The sequence below is a fragment of the Mycobacterium sp. ITM-2016-00316 genome, assembly GCF_002968335.2.
Classification (GTDB): Bacteria; Actinomycetota; Actinomycetes; order Mycobacteriales; family Mycobacteriaceae; genus Mycobacterium.
This window is the reverse complement of the sequence record NZ_CP134398.1, coordinates 4,812,745-4,826,874: the sequence shown is the minus strand read 5'-3', so window position 1 is coordinate 4,826,874 and position 14,130 is coordinate 4,812,745. Positions and strand designations below refer to the sequence as shown.

Sequence of the window (14,130 nt, the reverse complement as noted above, 5' to 3'; positions counted from 1 at the left end):
GATTGCTAGTCTCCCGGAGTGAACTGCCTGCTCGCTGCGCCCGCCGCCGTCCTCGTCGCGTTGTCGAGCGCCGCGCTGGCAGATGCCCCGTCCGCCGGGGCCGACCCGGCCGCCGAGTCTGCCCGGTATGCCATCGGCATGTGCTACGACACGCAGAACCCGCTGCCGCAGCGCCCGGCGGTGTTCGACTACAACTGCGACGGCACCGGGGTGCTGCACAACATGGTCTGGTCGACCTGGGATGCGCAGGGCGCCAATGGATTCGGTAACGACATCTCGGTCGAGTGTCAGCCCAACTGTGCGCAGGGCCCGCGCCTGACGAATCCCGTTGTGGTGCATGCCTGGAACCCGCTGCCGTCGAACAGCGCCGCGTGCCCGCCGGACGCCCGCTTCTATGCGGACATGACGATCGCCTACCCCGACGGTGCCCCGCCCTGGATCCGTCCCGGCACCCAGTGGTACCCCGGCACGGACTTCGTGCTCGTCGACGGCGCGCCCGCGGTGCACTTCTCGAACCTCACCTCCAACTGTGAGGAGCATCTGCGGTGATCTCCACCAGGTTTCGGCATCGTTCCCACCGGCTATCTCCAGCACTGTGAATGCGATCCCGGAGGAGCAGGTCGTCCTGCTCGATGATGCAGGCAACATGATCGGGAGCGCCGCCAAGGCCGCCGTCCACCACACCGATACCCCGTTGCACCTGGGATTCTCCTGCTACCTGTTCGACGAATCCGGCCGCGTCCTGCTGACCCGTCGCGCGCTGGACAAACAGACCTGGCCCGGAGTGTGGACCAACTCCTTCTGTGGCCATCCCGCTCCCGGTGAAGCGATCGTCGACGCCGTGCACCGGCGCGGTTACCAGGAACTCGGCGTGGCGATCCGGGATGTGCACTGCGTGCTCCCGGAATTCCGCTACCGCGCCCGCGCCGCCGATGGCACCGTGGAGAACGAGATATGCCCGGTCTTCTGTGCGCTCATCGACGGTGCGCTTGCACCGGAGCCGCGTGAGGTCATGGACATGGTGTGGGTCGACTGGAGCGAGGTGCGCTCCGCCGCCGCCCTGGACTGGGCGATCAGCCCTTGGGCGCAGGATCAGGTACCACTGCTGGAGGCTGCGGATCTGCCGGGCTGGGCTCGGCCGGCGGCCTGAGCAAATCCGCTGTGCCATCGGCGTCCTGACGGTTCACCACCTGCAGGCGCTCGGCGTACTCCAGGTCGTCACGCCACAGCCGATGGGCCGCCTTGCGCATGAATGGCACGATCAACGACTGCGCCGGCAGCGCCCGCGCGAACCCGGGACGGTCGGAGTGTGCGACGACCGCTTCGATCACCGTGCTGCGCGGGCGGCCGTCCGGCCCGCGGCCGTTAGGGGTCGCATGGGTTTCGACCACGCTACCGCTGCCCTCACCGTCGATGATGCGCATGGTCAGTGTCCGTGGCTCGGGGCTGGTGAACTCGGCGATCACCGGCACCCCGAGCCGGCCGATCCGGAATGTGACCGCCACCAGGAACCGGTCCTCGTCCTCGGCCAGATCCGGATCCTCAGCCGGCGCGCTCAATACCTCCAGCTGGGCGAACGAATAGGGATGGAACCAGGCGCCGTGCCACGGGTCCATTCGGTTGGCGATGATATCGGCCGGTTCACACGCGCCGGACATGCTGGCAACCGCCGAGATTCGCGGACCATCAGGGCGGGCTGACAGAATCGGGGACTCGGTGGGTTGCTCGCCGCCGATCCGATCCAGCCGAACCCACACCAGCACACCGTCGTCGAACACCGGCAGGGTGGGCCAGTCCGGCCGTCCCCGGCCGGTCAGTCGCAATCCGTGCCACGGGCAGACCAGGTGGCCGCGGTCGATCGCTGCGGTGCACAGATCGGCGCCCAGGTGCGGACACCGCGCCGGTCCGGCGTGGAGTCCGCCTTCGCCATCGCGCCAGCACACCAGTTCGGCCCCGGCGACCGTCACACCGAACGGCGTGCCCGCGACATCGGTGCTGGCCCCGACCACATACCAGTTCCCGCTGGGCCTGCGCTGGGACCTGGCCAGCGCGGCGGCGATCAGCGAGGGCGCGGCCTGACCGAAGGTCGGTCGCTGTCGGCTCCATTCGAGGCGCGGAAGCAGTTGAAATGGCCAGGCTTTCATGTCCGCACCCGCCCCTCCACCCGGTCGGCGAGGCCCCGCAGCACGGCAGAGCGCCCGCGTACCGGCACCGTGTACAGATCGTGGCCCCGCACGCCGAAGCGCCCCAGGAGGGTGTTGGCCGCGGCGAGGCCGGTGGTTGCCGCACGCTCCATCAGCGCCACCGGCAGATCGATCCGGATACCGTCACCGGCCAGCACGAGTCCGTCCTGCGACGTCGCCACGGTGGGCCGGTTCGCGAAATCCCCCGGGCCCAGGCGCGGACAATCGCTGCGGCACAACGTGCTTTCGTGGACCACGCCGGCCGCTGCGGTCTCCGGGTACAACTCGTAGAGTCGGGCGTCCAGTCGGCTGCGCAACTCCGGGGTGTCCTCGGTGACGGAGTAGGCGTGCAGTTCCACCACGGAGCCCCCGGTGCGCCGCGCCCAGGACGCCGCTTCACTCTCGTAGCGGTTCAGCACGCTGATGTTGTCCAGCGGCGGCAACCCGCCGGTGCCCAGAAAGGCAGGTCTGTCGTCGTTCACCGGGCGGTCCAGCCAGAGCCGACGCACCACGAACGGAGCAGCCGACCCGAGATCGCCTATCTGGCCGCGCCATTCGCTGTCGCCGAGGCCCGGAGATGCGGCGACGATGTGTTGCAGTGCCGGCACCTCGGTGGCCAGCACCACGCCGTCTGCGCTGACGGTGGCACCGGAGTCGTCGGTCACCGTGAACGAGCCGTCGCCGTCATCGGTGACGCTGCGGACCGCGGTCTCCAGGTAGATCTGGGCGCCGTGGCCGCGCAGATACCGCTCCAGCGGTTGCCACAGCGCGACATCGAAGTTCGCCGCAGCGACGTCGAATACCAGGCCTTCGCTGGAGCCGAGAAAGTAGATGTGGAACATCGTCGCCAACTCGGCAGCCGACAGCGCCTCGGGCCGGGTGAAGAAGCTGCGGGAGAACACCTCGAACGCCAGATGCCGGGCCGCCGCGGGAAAGTTGATATCCCGCAGGAAGGATTCGGCGTCGATGTCGTCGAGTTGCCAGTAGGTCTCGGGCACCGACACCGCCGCCAGTGGGGCCGCCGCCTTCGCGTCCAGGCGCACCAGATCGCGTAGCCGGAACGTCGGGCTACGCAACGCGAATGCCATGGCGTTGAAGGGTGGTGTGCGTGGCAGCCCCCGGAAGGTGTCGCGTCGGCCATTCGCATCGACGAGTGGATAGTCGTCCAGCGGGCTGAACATGGACAAATCGGGATCGATGCGTCGAAGCAGGTTGCGCAGGTTGTAGTACTGGCGGAAGAAGGCGTGGAAGCCGCGGTTCATCGCCACCGGCGAGCCATCCGGCAGGGTCTCGGTCCAACCGCCCACCCGCCCGCCCAGATAGGACTGCCGCTCGAAAAGATGCACCTGGACACCGCGCTCGGCCAGCGCGGCCGCCGCGCTCAGCCCGGCGATACCGCCGCCCACGACCGCCACCGTGGGACGGTCGGGTAGCTGTGCGGCGTGCGGCAGGCCCGGCGCCGCGGGGTGCAGGACCCGGCGGGTATCGCTCACGACGCCGCCCTGCCGAGGAAGGTGTGCACGATCCCGTTCTGCCACCCCGGCATGGTCTCGCTGCGGACATCGACGAAGCCGTTGTGTTGCAGCCGCTCCCGGAACCGGGCAGCGCCGTCGAAGTCGTTGACACTGCGGCGCAGGTATCGGTACAGCTCCGCGTCGCCGGTCCGGATCTTTCCGGCCGGGATGATGACGGCGCACGACACCAGATTCCACATCGCGGTGGCGCGGCGGGAGTCACGCACCGAGTATTCGTGCGCGGCTAAGATGCCACCGGGTTTCAGCAGGGCCAGCAGCGCGCGCAGCACCGGGTCGGGGTCGGGCAGATTGCGGACCAGATAGGCGGACAGGATCCCGTCGAACGGCCCGCTCACACCGGCCTGTGCCAGATCTTCGGCGCGGCTCTGCACGAATGACACCGTGGCGGGCCACGTCTTCGAGCGGGCACAGGCGAGCATTCCCGCCGAACCGTCGACGCCCACGATGCGCGCGTGCGGCGCCGCATGCAGCAGCGCAGCAGTGGAAGCTCCTGTGCCGCAGCCGATATCGAGCAGTGTCAACCCTCGGCCGCCGTCGGGTAGGCGCATGCGCTCGGCGGACAGCCGCAGGTGTCGGTGGTAGCCCGGGTTGGCGCCGACCAACCCGTCATAGGCGCCTGCGCCGGCGTCGAAGGCCTCGGGAACATTGTATTGCGTAGTGCTCATGCGGCATCGGCCTTGCCCGCCGGCGGTTCCCCCTTGTGGCGGGCGCGGGCGCGCCATGCATCGATCAGTCCACGGCCTGCGACCTGCAGGCGGCGGCGGTTCGATACTGTCGCACGATGGCTGAAGACCTCGAAGTTCATCTCCTCGATGCGGTCGAGGATTTCTGAGTACAGCGTCAGGGCCGCCCGGATACACGGCCGGGATTGCGGCTCCAGCAACGGGATACCGCGTTCGGCGTGGTCATAGATGCCCCGGGTCAGCGCGTGCTGCTCGACCAGGGCGGCCCGCAGTCGCGGGTCGGTGCGGCGGTTCTGCTGGCACCAGGTGAGCACCTCGCGGTCCACGCCGTGGTGGGCCAGTTCATCGGCGGGCAGGTACACCCGCCCACGGGTGAGGTCTTCGTCGATATCACGCAGGAAGTTGGTGAGCTGGAACGCTTTTCCCAGGGCCGCGGCGTGCGGGGCCGCCTCCGCGCGGGAGACCACGGTGCCCAGCACCGGCAACAACTGCAGGCCGATCACCTCGGCGGACCCGTACATGTACCTGTCCAGTGCAGCCCGGTCGGGATAGTCGGTGACGGTGAGATCCATCCGCATGGAGGCCAGGAAGTCGTCGAACAGCTGCCACTCCAGACCGTAGTTGCGGGCGGTGTCGACGACCGCATCCAGCACCGGATCGTCACCTTCCACGCGGTTCATCACCAACCGGCTGTGCAGTGCGTCGGCCAGCCCCTGTAACTCGTCGGCGCGCTCGGTGGTCGTGCGATCGTCGAATCCGTCCAGCACGTCGTCGGCCCGCCGGGCGAAACCGTAGAGCGCGTGCACGGCCGGGCGTTGCCGCGGCGACAACAACCGGGTTGCCAGGAAGAACGTCTTGCCGTGGGCGGCATTGAGCGCCCGGCAGCGTTGGTAGGCCGCCCGCAGTTGCGCCCCCTGTACCCCCGCCGCATCCAGTTCGGAGTGGATCATGTGCTGGCCCCCATCATCGAGTCACAGTCCGTGCGCGGGTCGGTGTTACGACTCCGGTGATTCTGTCGGCGGCCAGGCGACCCGACACGATGGCGGTCGGGATGCCGACGCCGGGCACGGTGGACGAGCCGGCCAGCACCGCATTGTCGATACCGCGAATCGTGTTGGCCGGCCGGAACGGCCCGGTCTGACCGAAAGTGTGGGACAACGCGAACGGGGTGCCCGCGATCATTCCCTGACGGGCCCAGTCCCGGGGTGTCACGACGTGCAGGATCTCGGGATCCTCACCGAGGTGCGGGAGCCGTGCGGTGACGGTGTCCAGCATCTGCGCGGTGTAGTCGGCGCGGTCGCTATCCCAATCCTTGCCCCCGACATCGGTATTGGGAGCCGGTGCAAGAACATAGAGCAGGTCCCGGCCGTCCGGGGCGAGGGTCGGATCGCCGGCGGTCGGGCGGGTGACGAGCAGCGACGGGTCCACCATCGGCCGGCCCTGATCGATGATCTCATCGAACGTCCGGTCCCATTCGTTGCCGAACAGGATGGTGTGATGCGATGCGGCATCCGCGGAAGCGGAAGCGCGGCAACCGATATGCGCGACCACCGCCGACGGCGCCGGCTGCAGTCGGGCCGGACGACGGGGCGTGCGTCCGAGCAACCGGTAGGTGTCGGGCAGCTCTGTGGTGAGGATGACCGCGTCTGCCGCGAACCGCTCACCGGTGTCGGTACGCACCGCGGTGACCCGCGATCCGGACCGCTCGATTTCGGAAACCTTGGCGTCGTAGCGGAACTCGACACCGGCGTCCGACGCGGCGGCGGCCAACGCGTCGGGCAGGGCACGCATACCGCCCCGCGGGAAATAGACACCGGAGACGGTGTCCATGTAGGCGATGACGGCGTAGGCAGCCAGTGCCCGCTTGGGCGGCACCCCGACATAGAGGGCCTGGAAGGTGAACACCCGCAGCAGCCGCTCGTCGGTGATGAACCGTCGCACCATCGGCTCCCACCGCCGAAAACCGCCGATCGCCGCCAGCTTCGCCAGCTGGGGGGTGAGCAGGGACAGCGGCGAGTCGAAGTTCGAACCGATGAACCCGTCGAACTCGAGCTGATAGAGCCGGGTCAGCCACTCCCGCAGCCGCAGGTATCCGTCGGCCTCGGCGCGTCCGGCGAACCGCTCGATCTCGGCGGCCATCGCGTTGACATCGCTGTGCACGTCCAGGCTGCTGCCATCGGCGAAAGAGGCGCGGTAGGCGGGGTCGACGGGCATCAGGTCGAGACGGTCCGCGGTGGATTCTCCGACCGCGGCGAAGGCTTCATCGAGGATGTCGGGCATCGTCAGGACCGTCGGTCCGGTGTCGATGCGGTACCCGGACACATCGGCGCGGCCGACCCGCCCACCGGGGTGGGAGCCACGTTCGACGACGGTGACCCGCCGTCCCCGTCCGGCCAGGTGTAGCGCCGCCGACAGCCCCGACAGGCCGGCACCCACCACGACCACGTTCTCGGTCCGTCCGGGCACGGTGCGCATCAGGCCGCCCGCTCGGTGCAGGCCGAGGCCATGGTGATGAGCGCCGACCGGGCGCCGGCATCGAGTTCGTTCGGGCTGAGGCTACCCAACGCCTCGACCGCCGCCGTGTGTCTCTGGCCGATCATGTCCTCTATCCAGTTCACCGTTCCCACCTCCGAGATCAGGGCCTGCCACCGAGTCACGTCATCGGAGCTGAGATGGTCGGCCGTCATGAATTCCTTGAACTGGCGCTGTTGGGCGCCGGATGCCAGTTCGTATCCCGCGACCACCACGGTCGTGGCCTTCCGCGCGATCAGATCGGTACCGGTGGGCTTGCCGGTCGTCGCGGGTGCGCCGAAGACCCCCAGCAGGTCATCGCGGAGCTGGAAGGCCTCACCGATCGCGCCGCCGTAGCGGCCCAGCATGGCGAGCACCGTGTCATCACAGCCGGCGAGTGCGGCGCCGATCTCCAGCGGCCGGCGCACCGTGTAGTTGCCGGACTTGCGGCGCGCGACGTCGAGCACGTCGGCGAGGCTGGGAAACCCCGCACTGTCATTGACCAGATCGGCGAACTGTCCGACCGCGAGTTCGGTGCGCATCGCGTCGTACCGCGGCCAGGCGCGTGCCAGTGCGGTCGCACCCACACCGCTTTCGCGAAGCATCTGCTCCGCCCACACCAGACACAGATCGCCGAGCAGGACGGCGGCGGACTCGCCGAATCGGGCCGATGATCCGGGCAGACCGCGCTCCTGGTGCCATCGCTCGAACGCGCGGTGAGCGCTCGGACGTCCGCGCCGCATATCGGACTCGTCCATCACATCGTCCTGGACCAGTGCGAAGGCATGCAGTAATTCCAGGCTCGCCGCCGCCCGCACCGTCGCCTCGGAAGGTTGGGCACCGCATTGCCAGCCGAGATAGAGGTAACTGGAGCGCACGCACTTGCCTTCGGCCAGCATGCCGCGCAGGACTCCTTCGGCGATATCGACGTGGGCGCCGTGCAGGGCGTCGCTGCAGCGCGTGTCCAGGAAGTCGGCCACGGCTGCCAGCACCCGGTCGCGCAACGGCGTCAGCCACGGAGAGTCTGTCGAGCCGGCGACGACGGGTGGCTGAGTCGCGGCCTCGGTTCGTGCTGCCATCGATCTTGAATGTACCCACTTTTTCCGGTTCTAAGCGGCGAGTGACGGCATTGCCCGGACGGCACCCACCCCCCGACGGTGACGGGCTCGCAGTGGGTCTCCGGCACAACGATATTCAGTGGGTAGCGTGGTGCAGGTGATGCTCGGTTTGAGCGGGGAGCAAACAGGGCACCAGGGGTGTCCCGAGCGAAGGAAGTGGATTGGCGCGATACCTGCTTGCCGTCAGCCCGATTCGGGGTCACGTGTTGCCGATGATCGATATCGGGACGGGGCTGCGGGAACTCGGGCACGATGTCACCCTGCTGACCGGCTCGGGGTTCGGCGACTTGGCACGCAGGGCCGGGCTGCCCGTACTCGCCCTGCCCGAGGACATCCAGATCGATCCGCCGTCGGCTGCCCCCGCGGTGTTGCGTCGTGTCCCGGCGCAACTGCGGCGGTTCTGGTTGGGGCGCGCCGAACTGGACACCGTTTTTGCCAGACCGCTTGCCGCGGAGGCCCGTTCTCTGCGTGCCGCGCTGCAGGGTGACACCTTTGACGCCGTGCTGGCGGACGTGACCTTCACCGGTGCGCTACCCCTGCTGCTGCAGGAGGGGCCACGGCCTCCGGTGCTGGTGTGCAACGTGGGACCGCTGACCCTCTCCAGCGCCGACATCCCGCCCTTCGGCATGGCGTGGCAACCCGAAACGGGCGTCGACTATCGGCCGATGACGGCCGTCGCCCACCGCGTCATCATGCGCGGCAGTCAGCGCCGGTTCGACCGCGCACTGCGCAGCGCCGGTTCCCGTCCGGCCCCGGTGTTCATCAGCGACTGGCCCCGCCTGGCCGACGCGGTGGTCCAGCTGTCGGTCCAGGAGTTCGAGTACCCGCGTTCGGATCTGCCACCGACGGTGGAGTTCGTGGGCCCGGTCCTGGCCGCGAAAAACAAGGGAGACAGAGAACTACCGGAATGGTGGTCCGATGTTCAGCGGGCCCGGGCGGTCGTGCACGTCACCCAGGGGACATTCGACAACACCGACCTCGACCAGCTGATCTCGCCGACGCTGGCGGCTCTCGGTGATCGGGACGATCTCCTGGTGGTGGTCACCACCGCGCGCGCCGATGCGACTCTGACCTGCCCCATACCGGCGAACACGCGGGTGACGGACTGGCTGCCGTATCCGGCGCTGATGCCACACGTCGATGTCATGGTCACCAACGGCGGCTACGGCGGTGTGCAGTACGCGCTGAGTCACGGGGTGCCGCTGGTGGTCGCCGGCGAGACATCCGACAAAGCGGAGGTGGCCGCCCGCGTCGATCACACCGGCGTCGGGGTGGATCTGGGCACCTCCATGCCCACTGCCGCCGCCATCGGTGATGCCGTCGACCGCGTTCTGTGCGATGACCGCTACCGGGCGGCGGGACGGCGGATACAACGAGCGATCGAAGCGACGACACCGATCGATGCCATTGCCAATGCGCTCAAGCGCTGTGCTGCGTGAAGATATCGATCGGTCGGCCGACGGCCAGCGCCACCAGTGGAATCCGGCGGCTCGTCGACTGCTGATAGGTGATGTACGGCGGATACAGGTGGGTCATATACGACCAGGCTTCGTGTCGCTCCTCATCCTCGAGCTCACGCCAGCTCGCCTCGAAAGCCTGGGTGGCGACCTGTACGTCGACCGTTGAACTCGCCCGAATGTTGTTGTACCACTGCGGATGAACGTCGGCGCCGCCCTTGGAGGCCACCACGACGAGTTCGCCGCCGAAGTTTCCGTAGATGAGCGGCTTGACATAGGTCTGGCCCGACGTGCGGCCCCGGTAGCGGATCAGGCAGTTGGTGGTGAAGGCGCGGCCGCCCCCTTCGCTCAGGTCCAGGATGTGGCCCTTGGCCCCGCCGGATTCGAGGTACATCGCCAGATGCTCGTCGGCCCAGTCGGTCATCTGTCCACCGTAACGGGTGGCCGTCTGCGCGCTGCAGTGACATCGTTGTGGCATGAGTGCAGAGACGCCGGAAGAGGCCGAGGGCTACAGCATCGACGACGAGGACCAGCTTTCCCAGGAAGACACCCTCGTGGATCGCGGCGTCGACGACGTGCTCGACGAGGGATATTCACCGCCCGACCGCTGGCAGGAGCCGCGCGAGCACGAATCGCTGGATGAGCGGCTGGCCGACGAGCAGCCGGATCCGGCACTCCTCGACGGTGATGCCATCCCCGACGAGCAGTTCGGCGATGACGAGGTCGGGGCCCGTCGTTCGGGCCGGCTGGTGGCACCGGATGCCGGTTTCGGCGAGGACAGCGAGTCCGATCTGCTGGGCAGCGACGTCGGTATCGACGGTGGCGCGGCGTCGGCCGAGGAGGCCGCGGTCCACGTCATCGAGGAGTAGCTGACCTGCCCAGCAATACCGAGACGGTGAGCACCGCCAGCCCGGCCACGGCCAGCACGGCGCCGGCCGCGGCCGGGGCGGTGTAGCCGAATCCTGCGGCGATCACCAGGCCGCCGACCCACGCACCGGTCGCATTGCCGATGTTGAGCGCGGAATGGTTCAGCGCGGCGGCCAGCGTCTGCGCATCCTGGGCCACGTCCATCAGCCGGGTCTGCAGGGCGGGGCCGACGGCCGAACCGGCGGCGCCGATGCCGAACAGCACCAGCAGCGCGGTCCACGGATTGTGCGCCGCGGCCACGAACACCGCGAGCAGCACGCCGAGCAGGCCCAGCGACAGGTACAGCGCGCGGATCACCGAGATATCGGCCAGCCGTCCGCCGACCAGGTTGCCGACGACCATGCCGAGGCCGAAGACCATGAGCGCCACCGGAACCAGTGTCCGGGACAGCCCGGACACATCGGTCATCGTGGTGCTGATGTAGGTGTAGACCGCGAACATGCCGCCGAAGCCGATCATGCCGACCAGCACGGCCAGCAGCACCTGCGGGCGGCGCAGCGCGCCGAGCTCGGTCAGCGGGCTGGTGACGTGCATGGTGCGTAACTGATCGGGCAGCCAGAACCAGAGCGCGATGACGGTGAGCACGCCGATGAACACGACGAGCGCGAAGGCGCTGCGCCAGCCCAGGCCCTGGCCCAGCCAGGACGCGATCGGTACGCCGAGCACGGTGGCGACCGTCAGACCGGACAGCACGTGCGCGACGGCCTTGGCCCGGTTCTGCGGCCCCATCAGATGGGCGGCGGCCAGCGCCGCGATCCCGAAGAACGCACCGTGGGGCAGGCCGGCGACGAACCGCGCGATCACCAGCGTCGCGTAGGTCGGGGCGACCATGCTGGCCAGGTTGCCGAGGGTGAAGACCACCATCAGCCCGAGCAGCAGGGCGCGGCGCGGCACGCGGGCCGTCAGCGCGGCGATGGTCGGCGCACCGACCACCACCCCCAGGGCGTAGGCGGAGATGACATGGCCCGCCGTCGGTTCGCTGATGCCGAAGCCGGCCGCGATATCGGGGAGCAGCCCCATCGCGACGAATTCGGTGGTGCCGATCCCGAAACCGCCCAGGGCCAGCGCGAACACGGCCAGCCATCGGACCGTGGGATCGGTGGCGATGACGGACTGCGGGCGGGTGGGGCGTTCGAGGCTGGGTGTCACCGGTTCAGCGTAGGACGACTTAGGTCGTAGCGACAACTTAGTTTTGCTCTTTTCGGTTGAAAGTGGCGAAACTTACGTATTCATGGTGAAATCGAAGGCGTGACCAGCGTCGGTGAGACATTTGCCCTGATCAGGGGGCAAGGCGAGATCACCCGCGCGGAGATCGCCGCGCGCACCGGACTGTCCCGCACCGCCGTGGGCGCAAGACTGGCGGTGCTCCTGGAGACCGGGCTGGTCGTCGAATGCCAACCGGCGGCCTCTACGGGCGGCCGTCCGGCCACCCAACTGAGCTTCAACGCCGACGCCGGTGTGGTGCTCTCGGTGGCCATCGGCATCAGCCGCACCCGGCTCGCGGTGTGCAACCTCGCGGGCACCGTTCTGGCGCTGGCCGATATCGACCAGGAGGTCGCGCTCGGCCCCGACGACCTGATGCCCGACGTGGTCAAGGGCCTGGACGTGCTGCTCGAACAGTTCCCGGGTGAGCCGGTCTACGGGGTCGGTCTGAGCCTGCCTGGCACGGTGGACGCCGAACGCGGCTGCAGCTGCGGATCGGCCATCCTGCGGGGCTGGGACGGCGTGGCGCTGCGGCCGTATTTCGATTCGCTGCCGTCCCTGACCGGCACGCCGGTGGTGCTCGACAACGACGCCAACGCCATCGCGCTCGCCGAACGCGGCGACGAGGACGATGTGCTGGTGCTGAAGGCCTCCAGCGGGATGGGCGCGGGCATCATCGCCGGCGGCCTGCTGCTGCGCGGAGCCGGTCAGGCCGCAGGCGAGTTCGGGCACAACAAGATTCCTGCCGCACAGGATGTTCCGTGCCGCTGCGGTGACACGGGCTGTCTGGAGGCGGTCGCCGGCGGCTGGGCCATCGTGCGCGCCCTGCAGCAGCAGGGGCGCCCGGTGCGGCACCTGCGCGATGTGGCCGAACTCGCCAATGACGGCGACCCGGAGGCCCGCCGGATGGTCCGCGACAGCGGCCGCTATGTGGGGGAGGGCATCGCCCCGGCGGTCAACCTGCTCAACCCGGCGCTGATCGTGGTGGCCGGCGATATGGCCGGCGTGCACGAGATCTTCGTCGCGGGACTACGGGAGACGTTGTACCGCAACGCGACTGCGCAGGCCACCGGTGCGCTGCGGGTGCGTCCGGCGGCTCATGGTGACCGGTCGGCCACGGTCGGCACCGCCACCATCGTGCTCGATCAGGTGCTCAGCGTGGCGGCCATCGACGCGCAGAGCGCCTGACCTCACGGCACCTGCGTCTGCTGATAGAGCGCGAGCCGCCACGCGTCACCGGTGCGGTGGTACACGCTCGACATGACGCCCCGGAACGCGGGTTCCGCGCCGTCGCGCCACGCGGTGCCGGTGTAGACCAGTGCCGCGTTGGCGTCGTCGATCGGGATGCACCGGACATCGCTGATCTCGTAGGTGCGCCACGGCGGTGATTCGGACAGCGCGTTCACCACGGTCCGGCGGTCCATCACCATCCCGTTGGCCAGCACCATGACCGCGTCCGCGAGCATCGTCGCGCCGTAGAACTCCGATCCGGTGGAGTCGCACAACGAGTCCCAGCCCGCGCGTTCCATGTCCAGCAGTGAGTCGACCAGATTGTCCGTCATGGGTACCGGGTACCCACCGAGGAGCTACCCGTTGGCCTTGGCGATCACATTTTCGGCGAACCACTCCAAGTTGCGGATCTTGTCGTCGAGCGGCTCGGTGTCCTGTCCCATGATGTAAGGAATCCGGAAGCCCACGATGACATCGGTGACGCCCTTGTCCTCCAGGCGCTTGACGCCGTCCAGGGTGAAACCGTCGATCGAGATGACGTGGATCTGGAACTCGTCGGCCAGGCCGATGCGTTCCTCTTCCTCCCGGTACTTCTTCAGCTTGGCCAGCAGTGGGTCGAGCTCCGCGGGATCGCCGCCACCGTGCATCCAGCCGTCGTTGCGCGCGGCGCGCTTGAGCGCGGCGTCCGCGTGCCCACCGATCAGGATCGGGATCGGCTTGGTGGGCGCCGGGGTCATCTTGAAGGACGGGAAGTCGTAGAACTCGCCGTGATACTCAAAGTAGTCACCGGAGGTGAGCCCGCGGATGACGTCGATGCACTCGTCCATCCGCTTACCGCGGCGTGCGTACGGCACGCCCATGATCTCGTAGTCCTCCGGCCACGGGCTGGTGCCTACACCGAGGTTGAGGCGGTTGTCGAACATCGCCGCGAGCGAACCGGCCTGCTTGGCGACCAGCGCCGGCGGCCGGATCGGCAGCTTGAGCACGAAGACGTTGAACTGGAGTTTCGTCGTCACCGCGGACAATGCCCCGATGAGCGCGAAGGTCTCGATGAACGACTTGCCGTCGAGAAATTCGCGGTTGCCGTCCTCGGTGTAGGGATATGTCGAGTCCGAGACCTTGGGGTAGGCGACGCTGTCGGCGATGGTCATCCCGTGGTACCCGGCCTCGTCGGCGGCTTTCGCCAACGGGATGTAGTACTTGGGATCGGTCATGGCTTCCGCATAGGTGAACCGCATGACGCCGATACTAGAACACGTTCTAGTTCTGTGGCATGGAATGAC

Annotated in this window: 15 protein-coding genes; 5 read left to right on the top strand and 10 right to left on the bottom strand. The window is 68.3% G+C overall.

The window, feature by feature from the left end:
- The first annotated feature begins 18 nt into the window (after positions 1-18).
- Together C6A86_RS23205 and idi are read left to right on the top strand one after the other, a co-directional pair.
- Positions 19-549, top strand: a complete 531-nt coding sequence (locus C6A86_RS23205; RefSeq protein WP_233212823.1) for a hypothetical protein — start codon at positions 19-21, stop codon at positions 547-549.
- A 55-nt stretch (positions 550-604) separates the two neighbouring features.
- Entirely contained in the window at positions 605-1,150 is a 546-nt protein-coding gene (gene idi / locus C6A86_RS23200; RefSeq protein ID WP_105361447.1) for an isopentenyl-diphosphate Delta-isomerase, read from the top strand.
- Here the strand turns inward: idi and C6A86_RS23195 are convergent.
- Genes C6A86_RS23195 through C6A86_RS23170 form a run of 6 tightly spaced genes read right to left on the bottom strand, consistent with a single transcriptional unit; the run spans position 1,074 to position 7,991 of the window.
- Positions 1,074-2,144 carry a DUF5914 domain-containing protein gene (locus C6A86_RS23195; RefSeq protein WP_311100886.1) on the bottom strand — a complete coding sequence of 357 codons (1,071 nt, stop codon included), beginning with the start codon at positions 2,142-2,144 and terminating at the stop codon, positions 1,074-1,076. The genes idi and C6A86_RS23195 overlap by 77 nt on opposite strands.
- Complete coding sequence (locus tag C6A86_RS23190; RefSeq protein WP_311100885.1) at positions 2,141-3,676, bottom strand: FAD-dependent oxidoreductase; 1,536 nt, start codon at positions 3,674-3,676, stop codon at positions 2,141-2,143. Before C6A86_RS23190 ends, C6A86_RS23195 begins: the two co-directional genes overlap by 4 nt.
- The gene (locus tag C6A86_RS23185) at positions 3,673-4,383 is read right to left on the bottom strand and encodes a class I SAM-dependent methyltransferase (protein ID WP_105361850.1); all 711 of its coding nucleotides are present in this window, start codon (positions 4,381-4,383) and stop codon (positions 3,673-3,675) included. Before C6A86_RS23185 ends, C6A86_RS23190 begins: the two co-directional genes overlap by 4 nt.
- Positions 4,380-5,351 carry a phytoene/squalene synthase family protein gene (locus C6A86_RS23180; protein WP_105361851.1) on the bottom strand — a complete coding sequence of 324 codons (972 nt, stop codon included), beginning with the start codon at positions 5,349-5,351 and terminating at the stop codon, positions 4,380-4,382. Before C6A86_RS23180 ends, C6A86_RS23185 begins: the two co-directional genes overlap by 4 nt.
- Before the next feature lie 13 nt (positions 5,352-5,364).
- Positions 5,365-6,876 (bottom strand): phytoene desaturase family protein, encoded by a 1,512-nt coding sequence (gene crtI, locus C6A86_RS23175; protein WP_105361852.1) that lies wholly within the window; start codon positions 6,874-6,876, stop codon positions 5,365-5,367.
- A complete protein-coding gene (locus C6A86_RS23170; protein WP_105361853.1) occupies positions 6,876-7,991 on the bottom strand; it encodes a polyprenyl synthetase family protein in 1,116 nt (371 codons plus the stop codon). The genes crtI and C6A86_RS23170 overlap by 1 nt, the downstream gene beginning before the upstream one ends.
- A gap of 200 nt (positions 7,992-8,191) precedes the next feature.
- On the opposite strand from C6A86_RS23170, the gene C6A86_RS23165 reads away from it, so the two are divergent.
- On the top strand, positions 8,192-9,469 hold the full coding sequence (locus tag C6A86_RS23165; protein WP_199196060.1) for a glycosyltransferase: 1,278 nt from the start codon (positions 8,192-8,194) through the stop codon (positions 9,467-9,469).
- On the opposite strand, the gene C6A86_RS23160 is transcribed toward C6A86_RS23165, so the two are convergent.
- Positions 9,450-9,911 (bottom strand): nitroreductase/quinone reductase family protein, encoded by a 462-nt coding sequence (locus tag C6A86_RS23160; RefSeq protein ID WP_105361854.1) that lies wholly within the window; start codon positions 9,909-9,911, stop codon positions 9,450-9,452. The genes C6A86_RS23165 and C6A86_RS23160 overlap by 20 nt on opposite strands.
- Before the next feature lie 52 nt (positions 9,912-9,963).
- On the opposite strand from C6A86_RS23160, the gene C6A86_RS23155 reads away from it, so the two are divergent.
- Positions 9,964-10,356 (top strand): DUF5709 domain-containing protein, encoded by a 393-nt coding sequence (locus C6A86_RS23155; RefSeq protein WP_105361855.1) that lies wholly within the window; start codon positions 9,964-9,966, stop codon positions 10,354-10,356.
- Here the strand turns inward: C6A86_RS23155 and C6A86_RS23150 are convergent.
- Positions 10,343-11,563 carry an MFS transporter gene (locus C6A86_RS23150; RefSeq protein ID WP_105361856.1) on the bottom strand — a complete coding sequence of 407 codons (1,221 nt, stop codon included), beginning with the start codon at positions 11,561-11,563 and terminating at the stop codon, positions 10,343-10,345. The two genes, C6A86_RS23155 and C6A86_RS23150, sit on opposite strands and share 14 nt — an antisense overlap.
- 99 nt (positions 11,564-11,662) lie before the next feature.
- Between C6A86_RS23150 and C6A86_RS23145 the strand changes: the two genes are divergently transcribed.
- A complete protein-coding gene (locus C6A86_RS23145) occupies positions 11,663-12,805 on the top strand; it encodes an ROK family transcriptional regulator (protein WP_311100884.1) in 1,143 nt (380 codons plus the stop codon).
- A 2-nt stretch (positions 12,806-12,807) separates the two neighbouring features.
- Here C6A86_RS23145 and C6A86_RS23140 read toward each other — a convergent pair whose 3' ends face one another.
- A complete protein-coding gene (locus C6A86_RS23140) occupies positions 12,808-13,179 on the bottom strand; it encodes a nuclear transport factor 2 family protein (protein ID WP_105361566.1) in 372 nt (123 codons plus the stop codon).
- Positions 13,180-13,203: 24 nt separating this feature from the next.
- Positions 13,204-14,085 (bottom strand): LLM class flavin-dependent oxidoreductase, encoded by an 882-nt coding sequence (locus tag C6A86_RS23135; RefSeq protein WP_105361565.1) that lies wholly within the window; start codon positions 14,083-14,085, stop codon positions 13,204-13,206.
- Positions 14,086-14,130 lie beyond the last annotated feature (45 nt).

Bases quoted from the DNA above. Each gene is read 5' to 3' on its own strand.
- C6A86_RS23135 (WP_105361565.1), bottom strand. From the start codon at position 14,085: ATGCGGTTCACCTATGCGGAAGCCATGACCGATCCCAAGTACTACATC.
- C6A86_RS23180 (WP_105361851.1), bottom strand. From the start codon at position 5,351: ATGATCCACTCCGAACTGGATGCGGCGGGGGTACAGGGGGCGCAACTG.
- C6A86_RS23195 (WP_311100886.1), bottom strand. From the start codon at position 2,144: ATGAAAGCCTGGCCATTTCAACTGCTTCCGCGCCTCGAATGGAGCCGA.
- crtI (WP_105361852.1), bottom strand. From the start codon at position 6,876: ATGCGCACCGTGCCCGGACGGACCGAGAACGTGGTCGTGGTGGGTGCC.
- C6A86_RS23140 (WP_105361566.1), bottom strand. From the start codon at position 13,179: ATGACGGACAATCTGGTCGACTCACTGCTGGACATGGAACGCGCGGGC.
- C6A86_RS23185 (WP_105361850.1), bottom strand. From the start codon at position 4,383: ATGAGCACTACGCAATACAATGTTCCCGAGGCCTTCGACGCCGGCGCA.
- C6A86_RS23155 (WP_105361855.1), top strand. From the start codon at position 9,964: ATGAGTGCAGAGACGCCGGAAGAGGCCGAGGGCTACAGCATCGACGAC.
- C6A86_RS23170 (WP_105361853.1), bottom strand. From the start codon at position 7,991: ATGGCAGCACGAACCGAGGCCGCGACTCAGCCACCCGTCGTCGCCGGC.
- C6A86_RS23160 (WP_105361854.1), bottom strand. From the start codon at position 9,911: ATGACCGACTGGGCCGACGAGCATCTGGCGATGTACCTCGAATCCGGC.